Below are 22,433 nucleotides of genomic sequence, written 5' to 3'. Positions count from 1 at the left end.
CATTCGTACAAAAGCCAAATAGGACGGCTCATCCAACTATTCGGATCGCCGCCCATACGAGATAGCTTTATTGACCATTTCATCAGCTTTCGAAGAGGGTTATCACTTAACCCAAATCGGTCAAAAAACGTTGCGCTGCACCTGTCACTTTCTTAAAGTCTTTGGCCGAGAGGAGTTTGGTCATGTTCGGGTGTACACCTGCTGCCTTTGCCGCCAAAACAGCCAAATAGGCCGGGTGCTGGTCCTTGAGGGCAACAAAAACGTTCTTCTTGCCTGCCACAAAATCCATAAATTCAGACTCTGCATCAATTACGTCTTCGCCTGTCAAGTCATCGAATCTAAGGGTCAATTCCTTATATTCCACGTCCTCCCAAACAACAGGCCGGGACAGCTTAATCACCGTCCCGGCCTGTTTTACTTCCTCCAACTTATCTACGTTTACCTTTTGTTCGCTCATTATTTATTGCTCCCTTCTTTTAATTGTACCCGAGGGCTTTTCTCACATCGTACAAGGCATCCTTGCCGTTGATCCGGAAAATATAATTGAATTTATCCAGTTCAAACACAGACGATCCTTCGATAAAAATCTTGATGTACGTGATTTCGACAGTGTTTGATGTGTCAGTGGCCGCGTTTTGCGCCAGTGTACCGAGGTCGATTCCCTTGCTATGGCCGCGAATGACAATCTTGATAGCCTTTGTTACGAGTCCTTTGTTTACCTCGTATTCTTGAAAAGCCCCCCTGAATTCCATGGAGGCTTCCTCTGCACCGGCAATGCTAAAAACGCCAGTGTTAATGGTCTTCCAGGCAACCCCCAATTCAAGGGAAGAATAATGGCCCGGTGACGGGAGGTCCAACTCACCTAAAATACCTGCCCCGGACAAAGTGTCAGTCATCTGAGTGAGTGACGGCAGTGTGATATCAGCGGTTGCAAACTCTGTATCGTTGAGAAACGACCGGAGGCCGACCAATTTTACTGGGATGTTTTGTGCCATGGTGTTTGTTCACTCCTTTCCTTAAGCTGCCAGAGCAGCCAAATAAATTGGGTCGTATTCGACCGTAAAGCCAATCTCTTGGGCCATGGATGGCGGCGTAATAAACACGCGATACTTCATTTTCCCATTCTCCAGCTGGTCCGGCGGATTGTCAGATGCCCAGAACTCAACGCGCCCGCCAAGAAGGTAACCTGCACCGACTAGGCCGTTGATCCAAATGTTTGCGCCGTCTGTGACTGACTCAATCAGCCGGCGATCAAGCGGATTGTCTACCTGCTGCCAGTGACGGAGCACGAGGTTATTTTTGATGTATGAGAACATCCGCCGAACGGGGATAAACGCTCGCTGAGCGTCGGTGAACTCTGGGTATGCTCCCGTGCGGTTGCCCCAGGCTTTAAAGCCGTCCTGCCAGCGGCTCCCCGTTACAATACCATTGGAGTTCAGGATGTTGGCCTGATCAAACGGAAGTCGAACGGCCGAACCGTCTTTGTAGACAAACCCATCGGCTGTGATCGGCTGATTGGACGGGGTCTGGACCGGAATCCCTCCGTTTTTCTGATCGGTTGCGACCATGGTCGCCGTGACCAGCGTAGACATGTGGTAAACGCGGCCCTTATACGTGGCCATCGGGTAGGTATTAGTCTGCAGGTGACTGGTATACCCGTTTTCTTCTTTCCATGCCGGAATATCCACATACTTCTGGCCAGCGTCAAGATCAGTGACCGCATGCGCCTCAAAAAGGCCGTTGATATCCTTCGCCTTGGCAACCATTATGGCCGCCACCGTAGGATTGTCCGACCAGCCTGGGGCGACGATGAGGTTCGGCACGAACGAGGTCTCAAGGAATACGTCCTCGATCAGTTCCAGGCCCGTCCGGACGCCAGTTTGTGAGTCAGTCCCACCGATAATGCGGGCAGCATTAACCGCGGATGGCTTCAGGGCTTTGTATCCTACCTTGAGGGTAGTCGTTCCGGCCGGAATGGTCCCGCCGCTCATGATTGCGATCACAAGCTTGCCCGCAGCGTCAAACGCAAGGGCGTAGTCTTTCCCCGCTTGATAGGTGGTTGTTCCATCCCCAACCGATACCGAAGCCTTCAAGACCCCGTCTTTCGGGATCGTAAACATGCCGTCGGTAAATTTAGCATCGGCCGGCGCCGTCGTCTCGGTGTCGGTTACGTCAAGGACGTTAACAAAGGCGACCGGGCCCTGCTCAGACTCCACAAAATGGGCATAGGCCGCCTCACAGAGGGTGTATGACTTCCAATCCTCCGAGTAGCCTAGTTTCGCCTTAAAGTCTTCGAAGCTTGTTGCCAGTATGACCTTGTTCACCGCTTCCGCCGGGTTCGCCACCTGGTTGATCGGCGCGGTGCCAAAATAAATAGGCAGCGTATTGGTTTGCACCACCGCTGCCCTTGGGGCAAAAATTTCGGTTGCTCTTACACCGTGAAATTCTGGCATGTATTACACTCCTTTCAACGACAAGAGGGCCATATTAAGCGCCGTTCCCGTCGTATTGATTTGTTTTTGCGCGTCTCGGAGTTCCGCCACAGGGACAAACAACTGCTGGATCATCGGGTATTTGTCATAAAGTGCCTTGTAAAACCCCGGATGCCCGCCGATAAAAATCTGGTTTGTCCGAAGGGCCAACCCATTATCCCGGAGAGAAGGGCCGATATAGATCAACTGCTCCCGCTCCGCAGGGGCGACCGGTTCTTCCGGCGTAAGATCCGGAGTAGCCGCCGCCTTAATCTCCTGCGCCCCTGTTTCAGGAGCATCACTTTTCGCTTCGTCTTTTCTAGTAGCCATGATTCCAGACCTCCATTTCAAATCCAGGCACTTCCCATGTGGTGGACATGTAGCCCATCCAATATGGGTCAGCCTGTTCCTCGTAAAATCCCATTGAGAGCGGCCGGGTTAGCCGGAACGACCATCCCTTCCACGTAGCTCGCAAAAAAGAGGCCCTGACATGCTCCATCAGATGCAACACATCCATGTAGCCGTCGGCGCCCCTGCCCTCGCACCCAAATTGGAAATCAACCGTAGCGGATCTGTAGCCCTCATCGTTATCCTCCGACTCGGTATAGACGATGATGATAAACGGCCATCGCTCGTCCCGCTCGTCCTTAATGGTTGTGTCCGCCGTTGATGCCGTGATATCCACGACCGGCAGAGACGGGTCATAATCCGGCGTTGCACGCGGGGGCAGATCGACCTTGTAAATGTTCGGCCGGAGCCGTAGCGGACCCAGAAACATCTCGCTGGTGATCTCCTGCAGGTATTCCTGCAGCTTATCCATCATCAAACTGGGCGTCATGTACTCAGCCTCCCTAACGTCCGATTGAGTTCATGCGGCAGCCGCTTCAACATCTCCTCACCAAAGACGCCCTGCACATGCTCGCGGACCTCATCATTTGCCGCCATCGACGGCACCGCAGGCCCGCGGAGCTCCCGGATCGGCAGCCGCTTCTTCCCGGACCGCTCAAATACCCCAAGATGGCTGCCGGTCGTCGCGATAAACGCTCCCGGGATGGGCTTCTTTGCTCCGCCCCGGTATACCGCCGCCTTAAGCGCCTTGGGTGCCTTTTTGAGCTTACGCCTCGGAGCGACGCCGAAGCGGATCAGCGGAATGGTGTGCCCCTTGGATGTCAATGTGGCCGTCAATCCCCCGGCCTTCGCCTTTTGGACCTTGATTGTCTCCAAGACCTCTTTTTGCTTGACGATGTACTTTTCCCGGACCTTCCGGCCGGTTTCCGTCTTCGCCCTCTGCGTGGCTCGGTTAAGGCTGGACAAGGTCGCCTGACGAACGGCCTTGTCCATTTGCTTCAGCGATCGATTGACCTGCTTTAGGTTGTCCTTGATTTCAATAAAGTCGCTCATGATTACCGCGCTCCATTCGCTTGCAACACGATTTTAAGCACGCCGGTATCGTTGGAAACACCCTTGACCGTATAAGTAGCCCCGTCCAAAACAAAAGCCTGGTCCACTCGTGGAGGGTAGGCCAGGACTTCGGGAGCGATATGGACAACTGCATTGTAGACCGACACACCTTCAGCGTATTGAAGTGGCTTGCCGTCAAGAGTGAATTTTTCAATAACCATCGGCAGTGGTCTCTTTACTACGCCCTGGTTTGGCGTAACTGTTGTGACCTCATGAAGCTCCGCGAACTCCTCGGGGTTAATGAAGACGTTTAGCACGTCCTTCGCCATTTGCTCCTTAAAATTCACTACGATCAACCCCTTATTCGGCTGCTTCCTTCGCTTTCTTTGCAGCAGCTTCTTTGATCGCCTTCGCTTCAGCCTCAGGATCTTTGATCGCCTTAATCGCGAGCAGGTAATCGATGTCCTCTTTTTTCATTTCCTTAGGAATCGGCTCCCCAATTGCAATTTTCGTACCGTTGTGACGGATGTTCCATTCTGCGATATATCCCATGATATTAACCCTCCTTATTTTTTGAGAACCTTAGCTACATACCAGCCATCGACGTTACCAGGAACACAAATAGGACGTGACAGCAATTGCAACTTACGACTTGGCGGCTCTTTCTCACTCAGTACTTGTGGGAAAATCTTTGCCTGGGCAAAAACAAAGGCGCCTTCATCGTTGGCAACCAGGTTCGCGCCATAAAGGAACTCAAATGGTTTTCCATCAGGCAGCAAAGCAAGTGTTCCAGCCGGGATGTAACTCACCTCTTTGCCTTCCTCATCAGTATAAGAGTTGGTATAGGACCAAATGTGAAGGTCAGCTTGTCGCAGATATCCGTGATATACTACGCCTTCGGGCAAGATTTCACGGTTGAGGTTACCCACATCCAGAGTTTCTTTCTTAGCCTCGATCAGCGCAAGCAAAGATGGATGGCTCGTAATTCTGGTACCGACTTCATAGGTTGTCAGCACTCTACGCATCGTCCTCCCGCTCTTTCGCATTACTTCCATCTTCTTTTCGGTGAGGTACTCTACAACGTTGAAAGAATCATCCGAAAAGTCGGTTCCTGACAGCACCTCAATATTCGTGAAACCCCAGTCAAGAATCTGGCTTACTCCTTCACCGATCTGCTCGGTTTTACCAGTAAACATGGTTTGAGAGAGTTGCTGCACTTTACGACGATCGATAGTATCCGTCAGATCAGCTAGGTCCTCTACAATCAGTTCCTGGTATCGTTCCTCGGGATTCTTCGGATTGAGCAGCGTTTCGCCGATCTGCTTCACTTTCAAATCGTGTCGGGTAATGACCCGCATCGGTTTCAGCAACGCCGGCCGATATGTTTTGGATGTGAAACCTGTACGCAAAACAACCTTGCCGGGAAGCAATTCATTTACATACGGCGCCAACGGGCGGTGACCCTTCTTAGTTTGAATTTCGATTTCATCTGTTTCGAAGACCCTGCCCTCACTTGCATATGTGTCGGTCAGGTAGTAAGAGTCCTCCGGAAATGCTTCAACGACCTGCACCAGTGTTGGAATCTCTAAAATTTCATGGTAAGATGGCATATTTGTTTATCCTCCTTATTTAACTACTCGTTTCGTGATCAGGCCGATATTACGCATTGCGACCTCATGTTGGGCTACTGTATCCGTGCCCCCAAATTTGAGTGCGTCACGATTAAATTCACCGTCGAGATAAGCTGCAGCTCGGGCATCGCCCGTGGTAGCATCAATAACAGAGTCAGCCAGGATACAATACGGATTCTGGGAACCGTCTGTTTTTGTGGAATCAACCGGGGCCACGATCGGCGTACCTGCATACAGGTCGCTTTCAGGCAGTTGGCTCACGCGACCTAAAACAGTACCGCGAGTAACAACTCCGGATCCTGACTTGATGATGATCGCCGTCATTCTCTCTGGCTGTACTCCCCCTGCAAACAACTCGTCAAACGATGGGCTTGTATACTCTGCCATTACATACGTCCTCCATTCTTAGATTTAATTTTCTGGGCCATAGCAATCATGCTGGCCACTGCATTGGCTTTCTTCTCTTCTTTGGCTGCGTCTGGTGTTTTTGCCTCGATTGCTTCAACGTCATCAACGCCGCTTTCCTCTGCATCAAGTTTTCGGTTTGTAGCCTCTTGGCCTGCTCGTTTCATCGAAGCCTCCATAACCTTCACCGCAACATCCTGAACAGTTTCACCGTTCGTAATAGCCTCGTTGATGAATTGTGCGGCGCCTGGGGCTGTCGCGAACGCTTGTAAAGCAGAAATGCGAGCACGCTCGGCCGCTTGTGCCTCGTTTGTGATCTGCGCGTACAGATCAGGGTATTTCTCCTTCAATTCGTTCATATCCATAGGTTTTGCGTCCTCCTCATTTTCTTTTTTTGCCTTAGGTTCTGGATTTTCTGGGCCGCTAGATGCGGCAGGTGCACCACCGGGTAACATGTTTTCACGGATCAGTTTCGACTTGATTTTGTTCATAATCTCGTTCGAAAACACTGGTGCTGACACGGAAGCGACAACCTTCTCTGTTTGGGCAAACATAATTTCATCAGCGAATCCATGAGTAATAGCTTCCTGGGCGTTGAAGAATGTTTCACCGTCCATTAAAGCCAACAGTTCGGCACGATCCTTGCCAGTCTTGTGTTCGTAAGCGTTGAGCATGCCTTCATCTACGCTATTAAGCATTTGTGAAGCCTGATCAAATACGTTTTTATTGCCAGACGCCACTGTCAAAGATCGATGAACCATTATCTGGGCTGTTGGTGACACCATGACCGTTTTAGCTCCGCACATCGCAACGGACGCGGCACTTGCAGCAACGCCGACGACCTTGGCTGTTACGTTCCCGGAATATTCACGCAAAGCCGTGTAAATCTCCGATCCTGCCCAAACTTCTCCCCCGCCGGAATTGATGTATAATTCCACATCATCACCGTTGGCTTCCTTAAGTTGTTCGTTTATCAACCGAGGGCTAACATAGTCCATTTCGAACCACTCATAAAACCAAGCATCGTCATTCGGCACGACTGTACCGTAAAAATTAATTCGTTTTGGCATTAGTTCTGTTCACCCCCTTCCTCGTCGTCGTTGTCTTCGTCGCCTTCATTTGAAGGTTCGGACAGTGTGACAGGCGCTGGAGCAGCTTGCACAAGCCCTAACTTTTTCAGGCGGCTTTGCTCATATGCACGCTGCTGGACGTTGTCTTCCCACGATCCACCATTGATCTCGGCTGTTTCGCGCGTTCCGGTGGATAAATTGTTGTCAATCCGCATGACGGCTGCTTGTACCTCTTTGGTTGGGTCAAGCAATCCCTGCGATGGTCCATGCCATTCCGCCTTTGTGTAGGCAGCAAAAATAGCCGGATCATCAAAGATGCCGGGTGCGTCAATTCTTCCTTTGGTTACTGCCTCCACAAACCACTCTTCATAGATGGGCTGACAGAACGTTTTTGCGAGCCAAGAGCGGCGCATACGATACATTTTCCAGGCTTCCAACAGGGCGCCGCGGGAAGCTGAATAAGAGCTAGTGAACTGCTTTGTCAGGATCTCGTATGGAAGCTCGAGGGCCGCGGCCATTTGCTTAAGCATGGCTCGGACAAATGCCTCATAGTTAGGATTCGGCCTTGTGGGGTCGGCGAATTTGACATCCTCCCCCGGATCGGTCCGCATGATAGCCCCTCGTCCAAGCTTAATCTCGTCTCCTGTAGCACCCGGTACACTATCAACACCGTCCAGATCCTCATCATCCATCCCGACGCCATCAAACGGGCTTCCTCCCTCGTCATCTGCCGGCGTCGTGATAAAGACTGTATACATGGATGTGATTACTGCGGCGGCAAGTTCGGCATCCGTGTACTGGCTTAGCTGCTTCAGCGATTCGATGATTGGAGCGATGACCGGGATGCCCCGGCGTTGCCCTGGCCTTTCCGCCTCGAACAAGTGGAGTACGTTCACTCGCCCGGTGCGCTTGCCGTATTTTTCAACGCGTACCCATTCGTTGACTCCGCTCAAGCTGTACCCACCTGCGCCGGGGTGGCGGTTGCTGAAGTGGTAAGCTACAACCATTCCGTCTGAATCAACCTCGACCCCCGATTGAATACGTTCCCTATCAATGTTGACCTTATCCGGAGGGGTTGCGCATCTATCGGCCTCGATCAGATTCACCTTAAGGTCATACACTGACCAACGACGCGGCTTGCTTGGCATCAGTGCGAACACATCGCCGCTCATAAGGGTTGAAATAAAGGCTAGCCCTTGCAGTTCATAAAAATCGTTCAGGCCGGCCGCGTCACACTTGGTCGTCTCGGCCCACAAAGCCCATTCCCGTTGAATGGAGCTACGCAGCTTCTCAGCTTGTTCTTTAGTTAAACCAAGATATGAGGCGTCAAAGGCTGGATTCAGCCGCAATCCGGTTCCGACAATATTGGTCCGTAGTCCTTTGTGAGCTGCGGCGACGATGTCAGAACCCATATGCAGGTCCCGCGCCCTCTCGCGCAGTTTTGGTACGTTCTGATGGATATCCGTGTCAGCATCGCCGACAGGGGTCTGCCAGAACATCATGGATGACTTGGTTGTGCTGGCCCCATGCTTACCATAACCTCGCCCGTTGCTCCCAGATCCTCCAATTAAGCTATTGGCGACCTTCCGGACCGCTTGTTGTCGCACAACCTCCGTTCTGGCCTGCTCGCGCTTGGCGGCAATTCCTGGAGCGAATACGTTTAGCGCCTTATCAATGATGTTCATCGGTCAACAGGGTAAAATCCCGACGTTCTGGAACGACGTTTGCCGCCATTCTCATACGCATCAATGATTCGGCCATACTTTCGTTTCATCATTTGGATTTCTTCCATGGGGATTCTCGTTAACGATCGGCCCGCAATGGAATAAGCCGCCCCAGTTGAACGCGCATCCTCTGCATCACTCCACATTTTGTATTTCGCTTTGGCTTCTTCGTATGTTATCCTCGGCATTTTCCCTTCTCACCTCCTTTCAAGGGGGCTATATACTGCTCGTGACGTTCTTTTTCTTCGATTTCCTCGCCCTTTGAATCTGAGTCATTCCACCCGGAGTAACCTTTGGCCCATTAGGCTGTCTTTCAACTGGCAAGGAGAGGTTCGGTCTAAGCATCTCGAGGACCGCTCTATTGTACACCGCCAAATCGAACGGCTCGTTGCGGTCCCTAATCTTGACCCAAGTCTTGTACTTAACACCTTCTTGAGTAACGATCCTCTGCGTTTCGGAAGTCAGACCAAGGAAATATTCCTCGGTGTAACCCTTATCCTCGCCAGGAAAGTGACAGTAGAGGGGACCGGGCTTATCGACTTTCAGCGAATCGAAGACTTTCACCTTGCCATCATCTACGCCGAGCTTGATCAATACAGCTTTCTCGATTTGAGTTTTGCTGTGGCCTGCGATAAATGGGATATCGTGAGCCGTTTTCGCTGTTTTACCCACGCCCTTGATAGCGTAGATGTTCCGGTAATTTCGTGCTTTCGTGAACGCATATACCTCTTTGGTGTAATGGCCGCCTGAGTCCATGAAAGCTCCGACAATTCGGAATTCCCTTCCGTTTGGCCCAGTCCAGGATCGGCAAAGGTATTCGTCGAGCCGTTCCCACACCTCTTCCCTATCCAAATCGCCGTAAATACGATGGTATTCGATCCTCCATGACTCTTTCCCGGCTCCCCACCCGATAACTTCAACCTCGAATCGGTCGTCCTGGGTATCGATCGCTGCGGTGAGAATCTTGACGCCTTCGGGAACCTCATATTCATAACGCTCTCGGCGAGCTGCCAGCGTCTTTTCATCGACGCCCTTGACCTTTGTCTCCCACGGCTCGCCTAATACGGTGTTCACGAAAACCTTAAGCTTGTCGACACCCTCTCTTTTTGCAACCAAAAAAGCCTTCGCAACCTCGCGCCAATCTGACCACGGGCTGGAAAGCTGGTTGATGTGGAATCCGCGACGGGTTGAGTGTTCTTTCTGAGCAATCCACTGGCCCTCGCCCCGCTTCCATTCCTTTTCTGAGCCAAGCATGCCGCAGTATGCGCAGCGGTGTTCCGCCTTGGTCACTACGATTTCGCCGGACTCAGAGACATAGTGCTCGAATACAATCCCCCAATCCTTCCCCCTCTTAAATTTGAGCGGTTGAAGTTCGCCACAATGTGGGCATGGTAAGCACCACTGCTCCATTGTGCTATCTTCGTAAAGCTGATAGATTCGGGATGTCTCTTTATCGACGGGAGTCGATACGAACAGATGCCGCCGCTTATGCCGATAGGTTTTTGTCCGAGCTGTTGCAAGTGCAATCGGATCACCTTCTTTCCCGGATGAAACTGGGAACCTATCAACTTCGTCGCATAAGACAATCTGAATCGGTCGCGACGAAAGGTCTTCCGGGACATTGGCCCCTGCAATTGCCACGTAACCACCGGGGAAGGATTTTTCATCAATGGTATTGCTGCTACCGCGCGACTTAGCAACTCCAATTTTAGACCTCAACACTTCGCTACTGTTGATCATAGGGGTGAGCCGCTTTTTCGAATAGGCTTGAATCAAAGTGTCATTGGGCAGCACGTGCAGGATAGGGCAAGGCTCCTGATCGATATACGATCCGGTAACATTAAGTAGAAATTCCGTTTTCCCGACCTGCGCCGAGGCCATGATTACGACCTCTTCCCATTTTTCAATGGAATCCATAATCTCACGCTGATATGGCGCACGATCAGTCCGCCACGGCCCCGGCTCCGCGCTGCTTTCCGTCGTGAGAATCCGGTTAACGTCGGCCCACTCAGAAACAGAAAGCCGCCTCTTCGGTTCCCACTGCTTGTTTGCCCGGACAAATAGATCAATCGTCTTCTGTGCTACCATGATCTATTTCGCCCCCAATCTTATCCGGGGTGTACTTCGCCAGAGCTGCCAGCACGGTTTCAATCTCCCGGCGAACAACCGCCTCTACCACATCGGCAGGTTCGTTTTCACACTCCGTTGCGATCCGACTCGGCACCCCAAGCAGCCGGGATTTTGTTGTCAGGATGAGATCCGAAAGCAGGCGTTCAACATCTCCCGCCACATGAAGATTCCCTTTCATCTGCTCCAGTTCAAGCACGGCCTTTTCGGCCTTCGCCTTTTCGTGTTCTGTCTTATAATCGATGAGCCGCGGCTTCTTATCGTCATCCTTACCACCAGAGGCGTGCTCGATGTAAGCTTGGATCGCGTCGCCAAGAATATATTTGCCGCGTTCCACCTGCGTGAGCACCTTTTCCCCAGTCAGCTGCCGGACCCATCGATCCGATTTCCCGATAATGGCCGCCAATTCCCCGGTTCCGACGACTCTATCATGCAGTTTTGTCTCTTCCGCTTTATTTTTGGCCATTATCTCACCTCAACTTCCGTTTTTTGATCGATTTAAACCCATCTCCGCCCAATCGCATAATTCGAAGCAAAAATTTAAAAGCCCCGAATCAAGACGATTCGAAGCGGAAGCGGAACTAAATTTTTGAAATAATTTCTAGCGGAATTTCGGGGTCGTCCGCACCCGCACTCATCCCGAGACCCCAGAAGGACCCATGACCGCCAGATTTGCCCTAGATTCGATTTTACGGACCACCGTCACGTATTCGTACTGGCTTTCCATCGAACGCTGATAGGGGCCATTCTGTGCGTCTGATGACGCGCGTTGAATTCAGCACACTCCCGTTAATGTACAGTTGTGATAATGCTGTTTATTCAGCGCCTTAAAGCCATGCCTGATCCCGTGTACCTTCGATGGGAAGTATGCAACATCCGTAAATGGTATTTTCCACCCGTATGAATACCAGATGTGATGCACCCGATGAACACCTGTTATGCGCTGTAATAATCGTGCGATTGGTTTCTTTGCCATGATCACTTTCCCTCCTCATCGATCGGTACGGCAATGCCTTCCTTCACCATGTACTCCATCTCCAGATCGAGGATAGTCAGGATGTCCTCGCGGTTTACGACGATCCCCTTCTCAATGAGCTTCCCGAAGATATACTCCACCAGTTCTTGTTCATCCACTTCCATGTCTATCATCCTTTCTATGTCGAAGGAATAGCGGCTATCTGTCTCTTGATCTCGTCACTGATCGCCTTGGCCGACCAGGTCCGTGCTACCGTATCAGTGCCGGCCTGCAGTTGAGCCGCGGTTCCTGTCGGTGCAGTTTCGCCGGGATCACCCTTGTCGCCCTTATCACCTTTCGCCCCGGTTGCTCCTGTCGCCCCCGTATCTCCTTTCGGACCTGTCGCACCTGCTGGGCCTGTGGCTCCTGTATCCCCTTTGTCGCCCTTGGGTCCGGTTGCTCCTGCAGGTCCTTTCAGGTTTGCTTTCTTAGCCCATGCCCCGGACGCTTTTTGGAACAGATCACCGGATGTGGTATTGAGGTATACATCCCCGTCTTTGCCCGTTGCTGCTGCCGGGTCAGCTGTCCCTGATAAAAAGGCAATGGCTGATCCTCCTCCTCCCTCTCCTCCAACGCCTGAGAATGGCAGTGGATTAGCCGGTGATACAACAACCGGATTCCCTTCATTATCAAGCGTGTAAAGAAATTGTCCTAAGTACGATTTTGGTTCCACGTTCTTCATCTCCTCTGTTTTGGTTTGTTTGCTCAAATACTGATAGTCCTCATATTCCAAGGTGCCTGGTGTCTGGATCCGCTTCTTCTTCTCCACCAGCTGATCGATGGGGATGATCAAGCGCTCCACCTGCTCGATATGCATGAGCCCTTTCACTCTACTGGGGATCGTCCCGAGCATCACTTCATTTTCAAATAGCCCGCTGCCTTCAATAGTTGGCCCGATATAAATCAATGTGTCAGCTTCTATGGTCATCACCCCCTCTCTGGCAATTAAAAAAGGCCACCCGTATCTGATGACCTTGGCTTGTCGTATTCAGTTACTTCTTTCTGTCGATTATCGAGACAATAACGCCTATGAGCACGATGACGAGCCATAAAGGCCAGTATGCGACGAGCCTTTCCCCTTCCGTCAAATGTATCATATCGTCGATAAACTGTTTGAACATGGCGTTCACCTCGTTAGAACTGATCATGTATCCCCACATCAAACCGCCTGTGCGACGCATGCAGGAACGCTATGATATTCCCGTTGTTCTTTGCCGGGAGCTTTTCGAAATGATCTCTCACCTGGTCCTCCCATTGCTTTATTGGAATGTCGGAGGATTTCAGGTGCTCTATCTGATTCATAATCCATCCATACTGATCTGTTGTTACCCTCATATGCTGTTTGTTCTTCTTCTGGCTGAAGTATTTCAGATAGGTTTTTATATAGGGATTATCCTCTATTTCAAGAGAGAGGTATTTATTTAATCTTTTATCATTCGTTATTATATTATCATTCGTTATTAGCGTTGGATTTTCCACAACTGGAAAACCCGATTCTGGACGTAATGACGGGCTTTCGTAAATATCCAGCTCCCACGACATGATCTTTCCCCGCTCATTTTTGACCGGGTATCGATGAATGTATCCCAGTTGCTCGAGCTCCTTCATGCCGGCGCGGATGCTGTCCTTTCCCTCGGTCGTGTGCCTGACCAGCTCGTCGATATAAAAGCGGAAATTGTCCGGCTTGGAGAGCATATAGGCGAGCAGCCCGCGGGCCTTGAATGAGAGCCGTTCATCCTGGAGCGGATCGTTCAGGATCCGGGTGAATGGCGGCGCCGCCTTGCCTGATTTGTTGACTCGATGTGTGGCCACCTCACTCCCCTCCAAAATAAAAAAGCACCGGTTAGGGTGCTTAATAAACTATTTTCTTTGAACCTCCTCGCACCAAAATGAAATTTTCAAATCGATGCCCGCGGCTCCGCTGAGATATATGAAGTCCCGTTCTTTCACTTCATACAGCATCCCCTCAATATAGACTCGATCTCCCGCATTAGGATAAGCAATGCTCTCGTCAATTTTGTAAACCATTTCGTTGTTGTGGAGCACTACTTTATCCATATCTAAAAATTCCAACTCAATTCTCATAGTTCTCACCTCCCAGCAATATCACAATTCGACATTTGGAAGGTTTATCCTTTTATTTCAAAAGAATAAGCCGCCTATCTAAGCGACTTGTGATATAATCATTTTGTCTTCCTGACAGATTGCCTGTTCGAGTGGCTTGCCCAAGAATGGGAAGGGGTTGCCCCATGGCGAATCCGCCCTTTCTGGAAGGAGGATCGGGATGAAAATTCGCCTAGAATTAGTAATCTCGGCAGAGTGCCTGGATAAACTGCTGAACTTAGCAGTTGTAGTCTCCGGCATTCTCAAGCTCCTGCAATAGCAGGGGCTTTTCTATTTCAAAGAAAAAGCACCTGTTAGGGTGCTAAACATAATCACATTTCATAATCAGGTATCTCAAATGTTCTGCATTCAGCTGGTGAACCGGATGAGTCCATCTTTTCAATTACCTTCAAAAATCGTCCCTCTGCTTTAAACATAGTGATAATTCTCTTTGCCTTAATTCGATCGATGCCTCGTTCTTCTAATTCAGCTTCTATATCGTAGTATCCATTAAAGTCATTCAGCTTTTGTTCGTCAGTAAAGTATTTGTTAAGTACCCTTGACACAAAAGCTACCTCTTCAGAGGAAATTAATTCTAAACTTTCAATTTCCCGCTCAAGTGTCTCTTCAAATCCATTCAGCAATCCAAAAATAGTGTCATTTCCCACGGGACAAATCACACTCTTAGAATGCTTCTGAATTCGGTATATTTCCCCCAATATTTTTCCTAATGTAAGCTTAGTTTCTTTTTCCACACTATCACCCTCCTGTCTCATAATGTTCGACACCAGGAGCCAACTTCCTGCATTTGCCAAGTCAAAGTGATTTTAAAAGATTCCGTAGCCAAATTACCCCTTATGTACCTTGTCATATTGTTTAGAAGTCTTGCTTGTTCTGTTTTACTATCTCATCCCTAATTTCAAGACACTTGCCACGCATTACCTCAGCTAAAGTAATCAGTTCACCCTCGTAAAGCATATAATTCTCATGGTTCCGAGGCTTCGCTGAAAACTTTTTACTAATGTCAGACAGCCCTTGAATAGTCTCTGAGACCACCGCAACCAGTCTTTTGTCCGTGCCGATTGCTTCGGATTGATATTTGATAATAGAATTGTTAAATTCTATGACTTTTCTAAAAAGCTCCCCGTATTCGAAATTCTCGGTTGCAAAATAGGACCAGGCAGAGTTTAGATGCTCGCTTATTAGTATAGAAAGTTCGTAAATTTTTTTGTGCTTTGAAGGCTCCTCCGCCTCTCGTTGCTTACGAACTTGCCAAACAGCTATACCGTATGCCCCGAGTACCCCAACAATACTACCAGCAAAACCGCCCCAGTCAAATCCCATAGAAATCCCCACCCTGTAAAATAATCTCAATGCCATAATTCGACTATTTCATGAGAATACCTTCAAGGCAAAGGGATGCTGCTGCCAAATAAATCAGCCCCTCATTGCATCAAGCCACGTAAAACGTGACCCAAAACACTGAAGGGCACTCCCAGAGAATCGGATCGGAGCTTTCACCTTTGTGAGGTTGCCAGCGACTCGGCCGGCGACGTTACAGGGCGTTCACGCCCCTGTGGTGTCCTCTCTCGATTCTCCATGCTATAACTATAAGCTATTAAAAGTCCAATAACTCATAGGTTTTTCCTATTTTTTTCTTAATTTTTTCTTTGAAATCGAAAAATCACGTAGAACAAAAAAAAGGCCGGATTGATCCCAGCCTAGATTTCTTCAATATCAATATTCACGATCGGCTTTCCCGTACCCCTCATTACATGCCGCTTCTGTTGCTCAAGCTCGTCGGTAGTCAATTCTTCACGTTCCCAGCAGTCAACAATCTCTACGGTTTCTGGTTTGTCCAGATTGCCTACCGTATAAACATACTTGTATTTGAACCCTTTTTCCCTGTAAATCCTGGTAAAATCTATTTGAATTTCTTCGCGTTCTATAAGCGTTTTTCGTTCCTGGGCTTGAAGGACTTTTTCCTGAGCTATCATTTCTTGCGTCTCCTTAAGAATCCTTCCATTGGGCTTATAATCTTCGAACGCCTTCTTAAACTCCGTGACCTTTTCATGTAGGGGATTGTCCTCAATAACTTCAGCACCGCTTTTCTCGGCCATATTCTTAAATTTTTCTTTTTGCTCCTGCAACGTTTGTGGAACAGGCTCATCAGACCTTACATAATCGTGTTTATCCACAAAACAGCCTCCGTTTTCATTTTCTTGAGTATACCATTTCTTTATCACGGAGATAAGATACCACTCCAGTAATACAGGAACTACTAATTCATTCGTTCACTGATACTCCGATCGGAGCAAAACGTTTCAGAAAAATAGTGTTCATGCTGTTTATACTGATTACGCCGTCTTTTTTGGAATACTGTGCGTAGATGACCTCGTCATGAGCCGTTTTATCATGCATCTCCAAATAAAAACCATTGGCTAAATAAAGACAGTAATGACTTGGGGTGTCTTCCTCAAGGAAGAAGGTACACTCCCAACTCCCATATGGACCGAACATTTTCTTTAACCTACCCACAAATTCCTTACTGCTCTTCTTTTCAATCGCTTCATAGTCAATCTGTACCCTCAGATCACCGGCATTCATTTCCTCTTTCATTGTAACCATCCCCATTCTCAGTTTTCCTCCATTCGATAAATGTATATGTACAAAAAAAGAAGCATCACAATGTTGTGTGCTTCAAATTATATTACATTAGAAATATGATTTCGGACGGTTTTCTCGCTGATAAACAGTTGGCCCGCAATGTCGCGCGTCGTTTTATCCTGCACGAGGAGTTCGAAAACTTCCCGTTCACGATGTGTTAACAGATTGCTGTTGCGATCGCTGCTCTTCAAAATGCGTCACCCCTCCTTGCTCGGGTTTTATGGTTTTAACAAGGTTAAGGGATACAGTCAAAACATCTTATGAAGAAGCAGCGGCAACGGTGCCGTCACCGGATAAAATGGGCGGATCTATTTAAAAGCCATCGCGGCATGGACGGCTTTCTTCCAGCCGCCGTACAGCGACTCCCGCACTTCCGCCGCCATGGCGGGTTCAAAGCGCCGGTCCAACTTCCAGATACCGCAGATTTCATCGCGGTCGTCCCAATAGCCTACCGCCAGTCCGGCCAGGAAAGCGGCTCCCAGGGCGGTCGTTTCCCGGACGACGGGCCGCTCCACCGGCACGTTCAGAATATCGCTCTGGAAGGTCATCAGAAAGCCGTTGGAAACGGCGCCGCCGTCGACCCTCATCTTGGTGACCGCAAAGCCCGAGTCCCGCTCCATGGCGCTGAGGATATCCTTGGTTTGGTAAGCCAGCGATTCCAGGGTCGCCCGGATAAAATGCTCCTTGGTCGTGCCCCGGGTAAGGCCGAACACGGCTCCTCGGACATCACTGTCCCAGTACGGGCTGCCGAGGCCGACGAAGGCGGGCACCACGTATACCCCCTCGGTGGACTCCACGCGGGCGGCATATGCTTCGCTGTCCTTCGCATCGCGGAACATGCGCAGCCCGTCCCGCAGCCATTGGATCGCCGAGCCGGACACGAAAATGCTGCCCTCCAAAGCGTACTCCACCTCTCCACCGATGCCCCAGGCGATGGAGGTGATTAAGCCGTGTTCCGAAGAGACGGGGTGCCCGCCCGTGTTCATCAACATGAAGCAGCCGGTGCCGTAGGTCGTCTTCAGCATGCCCTGCTCAAGCAGGTCTGGCCGAACAGCGCGGCCTGCTGGTCTCCCGCGGCCCCGGCGATCGGCACCTGTTCGCCGAAGAAATGATAAGGCGCGGTCGTTCCGTAAATTTCCGACGACGAGCGGACCTCCGGCAGCATCGCCTTCGGAACGTCGAGCAGCTTCAGAAGTTCTTCGTCCCATTCCAGCTTATGAATATTAAACATAAGGGTGCGCGAGGCATTCGAATAATCGGTGACATGAAGCTGGCCGCCCGACAATTTCCAGATCAGCCACGTGTCGATCGTGCCGAAGAGCAGCTCCCCCCGCTCCGCGCGTTCCCGGGATCCCGGCACATGGTCGAGAATCCATTTCACCTTCGTTCCCGAAAAATACGGATCGATCAGCAGCCCGGTTTTGGAGCGGAACACCTCGTTCCACCCCTCGTTCTTCAACGCTTCGCAAATATCCGCCGTTTGACGGGACTGCCATACGATCGCCGGATAAACGGGATTTCCGCTCTCTTTCTCCCACACCACCGTCGTCTCGCGCTGGTTGGTGATGCCGATGCCGGCGATTTGCCGCGGCTTGATGCCGGATTCGGACAAGCAGGAGGCGATGACGGCCAGAATGGAACCCCAAATTTCATTCGGCTGCTGCTCCACCCAACCCGGTTTCGGAAAATACTGCGGAAATTCGCGCTGCGCGGAATGGACGATCTCCCCCCTCCGATTGAACAAAATCGCCCGAGAGCTGGTGGTCCCTTGATCCAGGGCCATAATATACGTTTCCATGTCGCATCTCCTCCACCTGACGAAATCAATTCGCGCTTTCCCTTTTCTCCGTTGGCTCCTGAGAGTATGTCTTCCGCAGAAAATCAACCGATTGGCGAATTAAAGCCTCCAGAATTTCTATACGTATATCCTCTATTTTATTAATATAAACGCATCCCTTTCCCGCGGTATGCTTGCCGAATTGCTGCAAGAGCTCTTCACGTTCCGGATCCCCGGTGGCAAAATACAGACTGATCTTGGACTTCCTGGGCGAGAAGCCGACGAGCGGCGCGGCGCCTTCGTGTCCCGATGCGTATTTGTAATGGTAGCTGCCGAATCCGATGATGGACGGTCCCCACATTTTGGCTGAATATCCGGTCGTCTCCTTAAAAATAGTCAACAGCTGCAGGGCGTCCCGGCGTTTCCCCGGATGCTCCACGCTTTCAATAAACTCGAGCACATCCCTATCGGTTTCCTTCGTCTTTGGTTTATACATCGCCATGGCCCCCTCTGGAAAATAACATGTCCGAGCGACGGCATGAAAAAAGCTTGCCGGTAGCCAGCAAGCCGCTCCATTCCGTTTGTGGTTTAGGCCTCTTCGCCGTCATCCGTGGGCTCGTCTTTTCCGAGCTTCTCGATCACGCCGATCAGCACTTCAAGCTCATGGGGCTCCAGGCCCGAAAGATACGATTTGAGCACGTTCCGCGACCGTTTTCGCGCTTCCTCGTACACCTGGTCACCGAGTTCGGTCACCGACAGCAGCACCGCGCGCCGGTCTTGGTCATCATGCCTGCGCTCCACGTACCCGCTTTGAACGAGACGGTCCGCCATCACTGTAATCGCGCTGGGCTTGACCTCCAGTTTGTCCGACAAATAACTGACATTGCAGTTTTTGTTCTTGGCGATTAGCGCCAGCATATGAAATTGGGGCCCGGTCAGACCCAGTTCACGGTGATGCATGATCTCGCTCTGCATTTTGCGTACCGTTTTGGACCAGGCGGACAAGAGCCGCTCGATATATTCATCAAGATTAGAATCCACTATCCCTTTCACCTCTTCGGTCATTCATGCTTACAATCAGTGTAGTATGCACCCGATGAAATGACAAGAAAATCTATGAGTTCCCAGGAAAATCTTGCATTCCGACAGAGAAACGATTATGATGAAATCAAAATTATTTTCACTATATCATAGTAATCCCCAAAAATTATTTTCAAACTTAAAAAGAGGTGACGCCTTTGCAGACACCCATCCTGCATGCGCTCTCCAGCCATTTGGAAACGCTGCCTCCCCAGGAAAGACGGCTGGGGGAATATATTTTAAAGTCACCGGCCTCCGTCATCCACCTCGGCATCACCGAGCTGGCTTACACCTGCGGAATCAGTCCCTCGACGGTGACCCGTTTTTGCAAAACATTCCATTTTAAAGGGTTTCCCGATTTTAAAATGAAGCTGGCCGGCGAGTTGGCCCATCAGCCTTCGCAAACCCAGTATCAAGATGTGATCGCGGGGAACGATCTGCACAAAATCGTGCAGGCGATGGAAGCCAATCACCTGGCCTCCATTACGGATACGACGCGCCTTCTTGACATGAACGAACTGCGCCGCGCCGTCGATGCCCTTTGCAAGGCGGGACGGATCGACCTTTACGGCGTGGCCACTTCGTCGATTATCGCCCAGGATTTCTATCAGAAACTGGTTCGGATCGGCAAGCACGCTACGGCGTTCGCCGATTCCCACATGCAGATCACCTCGGCTTCCTCACTTGGGAGCGGTGATGTCGCCTTTGCCGTCTCGTACGGTGGAGAGACGCCGGAAACGATCGATGCGCTCCGCTGCGCCAAAGACAGCGGGGCCCTGACCATTTCGTTGACCCAATACGGCAGCAACACGCTCGCTTCTCTGGCCGATATATCGTTATTCTCTTCTTCTCTGGAGGAAGGTATGCGCCGGGGAGATATGGCATCAAGAATCGCGCAGCTGCATGTGATTGATATTTTATTTACGGGAATGGTAAGTATGGAGTTTGAGCATTTTATTCCGAAGCTGGAAACCTCTTACCAGAACGTGCAAATATACAGAAAACAAAGGGAGGGCAATTCGCATGCTTAACATTATCAAGGTAAAAGACGAGCAGCAGTTCAACGAAACCGGAGCCGGCATCATCGCCAGTCTGCTTCAATCCAATCCCCGGGCAATCCTAGGGCTCGCCACAGGGAGCACTCCGGTCGGAGTATACGGCAAATTGATCGAACTTTATCGCGAGGGCGTGGTCAGTTTCAAGCAGGCCAGCAGCTTTAACCTGGATGAATATATCGGACTCGATGAGCAGCACCCCGAAAGCTATCGCCGGTTTATGAATGAGAAGCTGTTCAACCACATCGATATCCTGCCGGAAAATACGCATGTCCCTTCCGGAAGCTCGTCCGATCCCGAACAGGCGGCCGCGGAGTATAACCGGCTGCTGGAACAGGCCGGGCAAATCGATCTTCAACTGCTCGGATTGGGCCATAATGGCCATATCGGCTTTAACGAGCCCGCCGAGGAGCTGACCGGACCGACGCATATCGTCAAGCTGGAGGAGAGAACCCGCCAGGCGAATGCCCGCTATTTCCCTTCGATCGATGAAGTGCCGACTCATGCGATCACGATGGGGATCGGTACTATTTTGCAGGCCAAGCAAATTTTGCTGATGGCGAAGGGAGCCGATAAGGCGGAAGTGGTGGCCCGGGCGCTGCGCGGACCGATCACCACCCAATGTCCCGCCTCGCTGCTTCAGACCCATCCCAACGTCGTCGTGGTGCTTGACCAGGCTGCGGGGGGGCTGCTCTGATGCGACAAGGGTCCGTGCAAATTGTACATGCCGACGTCATTACGCCCCGGGGACGGATTTCCGATGGAGCCGTGACCGTCAAGGACGGCGTCATCACGTATGTCGGCTCTACCGCCGGAGCGCCCGCGGAAACCACCGATTCCGTGGAAGTGGTCGATGCCCAAGGCGGCTTGGTCCTGCCCGGTTTCATAGACGTTCATGTCCATGGCGGAATGCTTCATGATTTCTCCGAGCCGGGACAAGAAGCCTTCGACGCGATCACCAAGCTTCATTGCAGTCAAGGAACGACCTCGATGCTGGCCACGACGATGACGCTGCCGAAGCCGGTCATCGAACAGGTGCTGGAGGAGGTTCAGCGCTACATCAATAACGGAATGCCTTACGCCAAACTAGCCGGCGTTCATTTGGAAGGCCCCTTTATCAGTCCGAAATGGCCGGGAGCGCAAAATCCCGCCCATATCGTACCGCCGAACGCCGGGTGGATCGAGGCCTGGGAGGAGCGGTACCCCGGATTGATCAAGCAGGTTACTTTTGCCCCGGAACGTGAGGGAGCCCATGATTTGATCCGGTTTTTGCGCAAAAAAGGAATCGTTGCGGCGGCCGGTCATACGAATGCGACCTACGAAGAAATGATGGCCGCCGTCGAAGTCGGTCTGCATCATGCGGTGCACACCTTCAACGCGATGACGCCTTTGCATCACCGCAAACCCGGGGTGGCCGGAGCGATTCTGAGCTCTCCCGCCATCAGCGGGGAGATCATCGCCGACGGCATTCATGTGCACAAAGCCGGTATCCAACTGCTGGCCAGCGTCAAAAAGAACCATAATCTCATCCTGATTACGGACGCGATGTCGGCGACAGGACTTGGCGACGGCGAGTACAAGCTGGGCGATCTGCCCGTTGTCGTCAAAGACCGCGTCTGCACGCTGCGCGACAGCGAAGGAACGCTGGCCGGAAGCACCTTGACGATGATCCGCGGATTCCGGCACCTCGTGCGGGAAATCGGGCTCTCCGTTGAAGAAGCTTCGGAAGCCGCCAGCTTGAACCCGGCCAAACTGATTCGAATCGACCATCTGACCGGATCCGTTGAAACCGGAAAGCTCGGCGATCTGCTACTCCTTGACCGGGACTTGGAACTTCAACACGTTTGGGTCGAGGGACGTAAATTCAAAGGGTAAGTTGAAAAGCGTGGCCGCAAAAGGGAACTCAT

29 protein-coding genes and 2 pseudogenes are annotated in these 22,433 nt (G+C 51.0%); 3 read left to right on the top strand and 28 right to left on the bottom strand.

The annotated features are described in order from the left end of the window. Positions 1-106: 106 nt before the first annotated feature. The 28 genes and pseudogenes from FRY98_RS24490 to FRY98_RS24365 form a co-directional block, all read right to left on the bottom strand. Positions 107-457, bottom strand: a complete 351-nt coding sequence (locus tag FRY98_RS24490) for a phage tail assembly protein (protein ID WP_148457068.1) — start codon at positions 455-457, stop codon at positions 107-109. 19 nt (positions 458-476) lie between these two features. After that, positions 477-995: a phage major tail tube protein gene (locus FRY98_RS24485; RefSeq protein WP_148457066.1), complete on the bottom strand. Its 519-nt coding sequence runs from the start codon at positions 993-995 to the stop codon at positions 477-479. A gap of 21 nt (positions 996-1,016) precedes the next feature. Continuing rightward, positions 1,017-2,453 carry a phage tail sheath family protein gene (locus FRY98_RS24480; RefSeq protein WP_148457064.1) on the bottom strand — a complete coding sequence of 479 codons (1,437 nt, stop codon included), beginning with the start codon at positions 2,451-2,453 and terminating at the stop codon, positions 1,017-1,019. Between the two features lie 3 nt (positions 2,454-2,456). After that, complete coding sequence (locus tag FRY98_RS24475) at positions 2,457-2,801, bottom strand: hypothetical protein (protein ID WP_148457062.1); 345 nt, start codon at positions 2,799-2,801, stop codon at positions 2,457-2,459. Then, the gene (locus tag FRY98_RS24470; RefSeq protein WP_148457060.1) at positions 2,791-3,309 is read right to left on the bottom strand and encodes a hypothetical protein; all 519 of its coding nucleotides are present in this window, start codon (positions 3,307-3,309) and stop codon (positions 2,791-2,793) included. The genes FRY98_RS24475 and FRY98_RS24470 overlap by 11 nt, the downstream gene beginning before the upstream one ends. Beyond that, positions 3,306-3,872 carry a phage tail protein gene (locus FRY98_RS24465; protein ID WP_148457058.1) on the bottom strand — a complete coding sequence of 189 codons (567 nt, stop codon included), beginning with the start codon at positions 3,870-3,872 and terminating at the stop codon, positions 3,306-3,308. Before FRY98_RS24465 ends, FRY98_RS24470 begins: the two co-directional genes overlap by 4 nt. Before the next feature lie 2 nt (positions 3,873-3,874). Further along, entirely contained in the window at positions 3,875-4,219 is a 345-nt protein-coding gene (locus tag FRY98_RS24460) for a hypothetical protein (RefSeq protein WP_148457056.1), read from the bottom strand. A gap of 13 nt (positions 4,220-4,232) precedes the next feature. Continuing rightward, complete coding sequence (locus FRY98_RS24455; protein ID WP_148457054.1) at positions 4,233-4,424, bottom strand: hypothetical protein; 192 nt, start codon at positions 4,422-4,424, stop codon at positions 4,233-4,235. A gap of 14 nt (positions 4,425-4,438) precedes the next feature. Further along, the gene (locus FRY98_RS24450) at positions 4,439-5,482 is read right to left on the bottom strand and encodes a major capsid protein (RefSeq protein ID WP_148457052.1); all 1,044 of its coding nucleotides are present in this window, start codon (positions 5,480-5,482) and stop codon (positions 4,439-4,441) included. Positions 5,483-5,497: 15 nt separating this feature from the next. After that, on the bottom strand, positions 5,498-5,890 hold the full coding sequence (locus tag FRY98_RS24445) for a head decoration protein (RefSeq protein WP_148457050.1): 393 nt from the start codon (positions 5,888-5,890) through the stop codon (positions 5,498-5,500). Then, on the bottom strand, positions 5,890-6,978 hold the full coding sequence (locus FRY98_RS24440; protein WP_148457048.1) for a head maturation protease, ClpP-related: 1,089 nt from the start codon (positions 6,976-6,978) through the stop codon (positions 5,890-5,892). The genes FRY98_RS24445 and FRY98_RS24440 overlap by 1 nt, the downstream gene beginning before the upstream one ends. Continuing rightward, positions 6,978-8,663, bottom strand: coding sequence for a phage portal protein (locus FRY98_RS24435; RefSeq protein WP_148457046.1), 1,686 nt, complete (start codon positions 8,661-8,663; stop codon positions 6,978-6,980). Before FRY98_RS24435 ends, FRY98_RS24440 begins: the two co-directional genes overlap by 1 nt. Further along, a complete protein-coding gene (locus tag FRY98_RS24430; protein WP_148457044.1) occupies positions 8,660-8,890 on the bottom strand; it encodes a hypothetical protein in 231 nt (76 codons plus the stop codon). Before FRY98_RS24430 ends, FRY98_RS24435 begins: the two co-directional genes overlap by 4 nt. A gap of 28 nt (positions 8,891-8,918) precedes the next feature. After that, positions 8,919-10,790, bottom strand: coding sequence for a phage terminase large subunit family protein (locus FRY98_RS24425; RefSeq protein ID WP_148457042.1), 1,872 nt, complete (start codon positions 10,788-10,790; stop codon positions 8,919-8,921). Next, positions 10,768-11,295, bottom strand: coding sequence for a hypothetical protein (locus FRY98_RS24420; RefSeq protein WP_211373356.1), 528 nt, complete (start codon positions 11,293-11,295; stop codon positions 10,768-10,770). Before FRY98_RS24420 ends, FRY98_RS24425 begins: the two co-directional genes overlap by 23 nt. Positions 11,296-11,807: 512 nt before the next feature. Continuing rightward, the gene (locus tag FRY98_RS28550; protein WP_170287167.1) at positions 11,808-11,969 is read right to left on the bottom strand and encodes a hypothetical protein; all 162 of its coding nucleotides are present in this window, start codon (positions 11,967-11,969) and stop codon (positions 11,808-11,810) included. A 14-nt stretch (positions 11,970-11,983) separates the two neighbouring features. Continuing rightward, positions 11,984-12,772: a collagen-like triple helix repeat-containing protein gene (locus FRY98_RS24415; protein WP_148457040.1), complete on the bottom strand. Its 789-nt coding sequence runs from the start codon at positions 12,770-12,772 to the stop codon at positions 11,984-11,986. A 64-nt stretch (positions 12,773-12,836) separates the two neighbouring features. Beyond that, on the bottom strand, positions 12,837-12,992 hold the full coding sequence (locus FRY98_RS28545) for a hypothetical protein (RefSeq protein WP_170287166.1): 156 nt from the start codon (positions 12,990-12,992) through the stop codon (positions 12,837-12,839). Continuing rightward, positions 12,979-13,671 (bottom strand): helix-turn-helix domain-containing protein, encoded by a 693-nt coding sequence (locus tag FRY98_RS24410; RefSeq protein WP_148457038.1) that lies wholly within the window; start codon positions 13,669-13,671, stop codon positions 12,979-12,981. Before FRY98_RS24410 ends, FRY98_RS28545 begins: the two co-directional genes overlap by 14 nt. Positions 13,672-13,704: 33 nt before the next feature. Beyond that, positions 13,705-13,929 (bottom strand): hypothetical protein, encoded by a 225-nt coding sequence (locus tag FRY98_RS24405; RefSeq protein WP_148457036.1) that lies wholly within the window; start codon positions 13,927-13,929, stop codon positions 13,705-13,707. A gap of 350 nt (positions 13,930-14,279) precedes the next feature. Beyond that, the gene (locus tag FRY98_RS24400) at positions 14,280-14,702 is read right to left on the bottom strand and encodes a hypothetical protein (protein ID WP_148457034.1); all 423 of its coding nucleotides are present in this window, start codon (positions 14,700-14,702) and stop codon (positions 14,280-14,282) included. A 121-nt stretch (positions 14,703-14,823) separates the two neighbouring features. Then, on the bottom strand, positions 14,824-15,291 hold the full coding sequence (locus FRY98_RS24395) for a hypothetical protein (RefSeq protein ID WP_148457032.1): 468 nt from the start codon (positions 15,289-15,291) through the stop codon (positions 14,824-14,826). Between the two features lie 377 nt (positions 15,292-15,668). Then, complete coding sequence (locus FRY98_RS24390; RefSeq protein ID WP_148457030.1) at positions 15,669-16,145, bottom strand: hypothetical protein; 477 nt, start codon at positions 16,143-16,145, stop codon at positions 15,669-15,671. 88 nt (positions 16,146-16,233) lie between these two features. Beyond that, positions 16,234-16,581, bottom strand: a complete 348-nt coding sequence (locus tag FRY98_RS24385) for a hypothetical protein (protein WP_148457028.1) — start codon at positions 16,579-16,581, stop codon at positions 16,234-16,236. Positions 16,582-16,655: 74 nt separating this feature from the next. Then, positions 16,656-16,805 (bottom strand): annotated as a pseudogene (locus FRY98_RS24380) (LuxR C-terminal-related transcriptional regulator); the annotation flags it as partial. A 117-nt stretch (positions 16,806-16,922) separates the two neighbouring features. After that, a pseudogene (gene glpK / locus FRY98_RS24375) lies at positions 16,923-18,412 on the bottom strand (glycerol kinase GlpK). Positions 18,413-18,437: 25 nt separating this feature from the next. Then, the gene (locus FRY98_RS24370; protein ID WP_148457026.1) at positions 18,438-18,887 is read right to left on the bottom strand and encodes a DUF1801 domain-containing protein; all 450 of its coding nucleotides are present in this window, start codon (positions 18,885-18,887) and stop codon (positions 18,438-18,440) included. Between the two features lie 92 nt (positions 18,888-18,979). After that, positions 18,980-19,432, bottom strand: coding sequence for a MarR family winged helix-turn-helix transcriptional regulator (locus FRY98_RS24365; RefSeq protein ID WP_148457024.1), 453 nt, complete (start codon positions 19,430-19,432; stop codon positions 18,980-18,982). 197 nt (positions 19,433-19,629) lie between these two features. Here FRY98_RS24365 and FRY98_RS24360 point away from each other — a divergent pair, with 197 nt between their 5' ends. Genes FRY98_RS24360 through nagA form a run of 3 tightly spaced genes read left to right on the top strand, consistent with a single transcriptional unit; the run spans position 19,630 to position 22,401 of the window. Next, positions 19,630-20,502 (top strand): MurR/RpiR family transcriptional regulator, encoded by an 873-nt coding sequence (locus FRY98_RS24360; RefSeq protein WP_148457022.1) that lies wholly within the window; start codon positions 19,630-19,632, stop codon positions 20,500-20,502. Continuing rightward, positions 20,495-21,223, top strand: a complete 729-nt coding sequence (nagB, locus tag FRY98_RS24355) for a glucosamine-6-phosphate deaminase (RefSeq protein ID WP_148457020.1) — start codon at positions 20,495-20,497, stop codon at positions 21,221-21,223. The genes FRY98_RS24360 and nagB overlap by 8 nt, the downstream gene beginning before the upstream one ends. After that, positions 21,223-22,401 (top strand): N-acetylglucosamine-6-phosphate deacetylase, encoded by a 1,179-nt coding sequence (gene nagA / locus FRY98_RS24350; protein WP_148457018.1) that lies wholly within the window; start codon positions 21,223-21,225, stop codon positions 22,399-22,401. The genes nagB and nagA overlap by 1 nt, the downstream gene beginning before the upstream one ends. The last annotated feature ends 32 nt before the right edge of the window (positions 22,402-22,433 follow it).

This window comes from Paenibacillus faecis (assembly GCF_008084145.1).
Classification (GTDB): domain Bacteria; phylum Bacillota; class Bacilli; order Paenibacillales; family Paenibacillaceae; genus Fontibacillus; species Fontibacillus faecis.
This window is presented reverse-complemented; position numbering and strand designations above follow the sequence as displayed.

Bases quoted from the DNA above. Each gene is read 5' to 3' on its own strand.
- nagA (WP_148457018.1), top strand. From the start codon at position 21,223: ATGCGACAAGGGTCCGTGCAAATTGTACATGCCGACGTCATTACGCCC.
- FRY98_RS24465 (WP_148457058.1), bottom strand. From the start codon at position 3,872: ATGAGCGACTTTATTGAAATCAAGGACAACCTAAAGCAGGTCAATCGA.
- FRY98_RS24490 (WP_148457068.1), bottom strand. From the start codon at position 457: ATGAGCGAACAAAAGGTAAACGTAGATAAGTTGGAGGAAGTAAAACAG.
- FRY98_RS24450 (WP_148457052.1), bottom strand. From the start codon at position 5,482: ATGCCATCTTACCATGAAATTTTAGAGATTCCAACACTGGTGCAGGTC.
- FRY98_RS24435 (WP_148457046.1), bottom strand. From the start codon at position 8,663: ATGAACATCATTGATAAGGCGCTAAACGTATTCGCTCCAGGAATTGCC.
- FRY98_RS24430 (WP_148457044.1), bottom strand. From the start codon at position 8,890: ATGCCGAGGATAACATACGAAGAAGCCAAAGCGAAATACAAAATGTGG.
- FRY98_RS24480 (WP_148457064.1), bottom strand. From the start codon at position 2,453: ATGCCAGAATTTCACGGTGTAAGAGCAACCGAAATTTTTGCCCCAAGG.
- nagB (WP_148457020.1), top strand. From the start codon at position 20,495: ATGCTTAACATTATCAAGGTAAAAGACGAGCAGCAGTTCAACGAAACC.
- FRY98_RS24420 (WP_211373356.1), bottom strand. From the start codon at position 11,295: ATGGCCAAAAATAAAGCGGAAGAGACAAAACTGCATGATAGAGTCGTC.
- FRY98_RS24455 (WP_148457054.1), bottom strand. From the start codon at position 4,424: ATGGGATATATCGCAGAATGGAACATCCGTCACAACGGTACGAAAATT.
- FRY98_RS24370 (WP_148457026.1), bottom strand. From the start codon at position 18,887: ATGTATAAACCAAAGACGAAGGAAACCGATAGGGATGTGCTCGAGTTT.
- FRY98_RS24470 (WP_148457060.1), bottom strand. From the start codon at position 3,309: ATGACGCCCAGTTTGATGATGGATAAGCTGCAGGAATACCTGCAGGAG.
- FRY98_RS24440 (WP_148457048.1), bottom strand. From the start codon at position 6,978: ATGCCAAAACGAATTAATTTTTACGGTACAGTCGTGCCGAATGACGAT.
- FRY98_RS28545 (WP_170287166.1), bottom strand. From the start codon at position 12,992: ATGATCAGTTCTAACGAGGTGAACGCCATGTTCAAACAGTTTATCGAC.
- FRY98_RS24415 (WP_148457040.1), bottom strand. From the start codon at position 12,772: ATGACCATAGAAGCTGACACATTGATTTATATCGGGCCAACTATTGAA.
- FRY98_RS28550 (WP_170287167.1), bottom strand. From the start codon at position 11,969: ATGGAAGTGGATGAACAAGAACTGGTGGAGTATATCTTCGGGAAGCTC.
- FRY98_RS24385 (WP_148457028.1), bottom strand. From the start codon at position 16,581: ATGGGGATGGTTACAATGAAAGAGGAAATGAATGCCGGTGATCTGAGG.
- FRY98_RS24425 (WP_148457042.1), bottom strand. From the start codon at position 10,790: ATGGTAGCACAGAAGACGATTGATCTATTTGTCCGGGCAAACAAGCAG.
- FRY98_RS24405 (WP_148457036.1), bottom strand. From the start codon at position 13,929: ATGAGAATTGAGTTGGAATTTTTAGATATGGATAAAGTAGTGCTCCAC.
- FRY98_RS24485 (WP_148457066.1), bottom strand. From the start codon at position 995: ATGGCACAAAACATCCCAGTAAAATTGGTCGGCCTCCGGTCGTTTCTC.
- FRY98_RS24445 (WP_148457050.1), bottom strand. From the start codon at position 5,890: ATGGCAGAGTATACAAGCCCATCGTTTGACGAGTTGTTTGCAGGGGGA.
- FRY98_RS24475 (WP_148457062.1), bottom strand. From the start codon at position 2,801: ATGGCTACTAGAAAAGACGAAGCGAAAAGTGATGCTCCTGAAACAGGG.
- FRY98_RS24395 (WP_148457032.1), bottom strand. From the start codon at position 15,291: ATGGGATTTGACTGGGGCGGTTTTGCTGGTAGTATTGTTGGGGTACTC.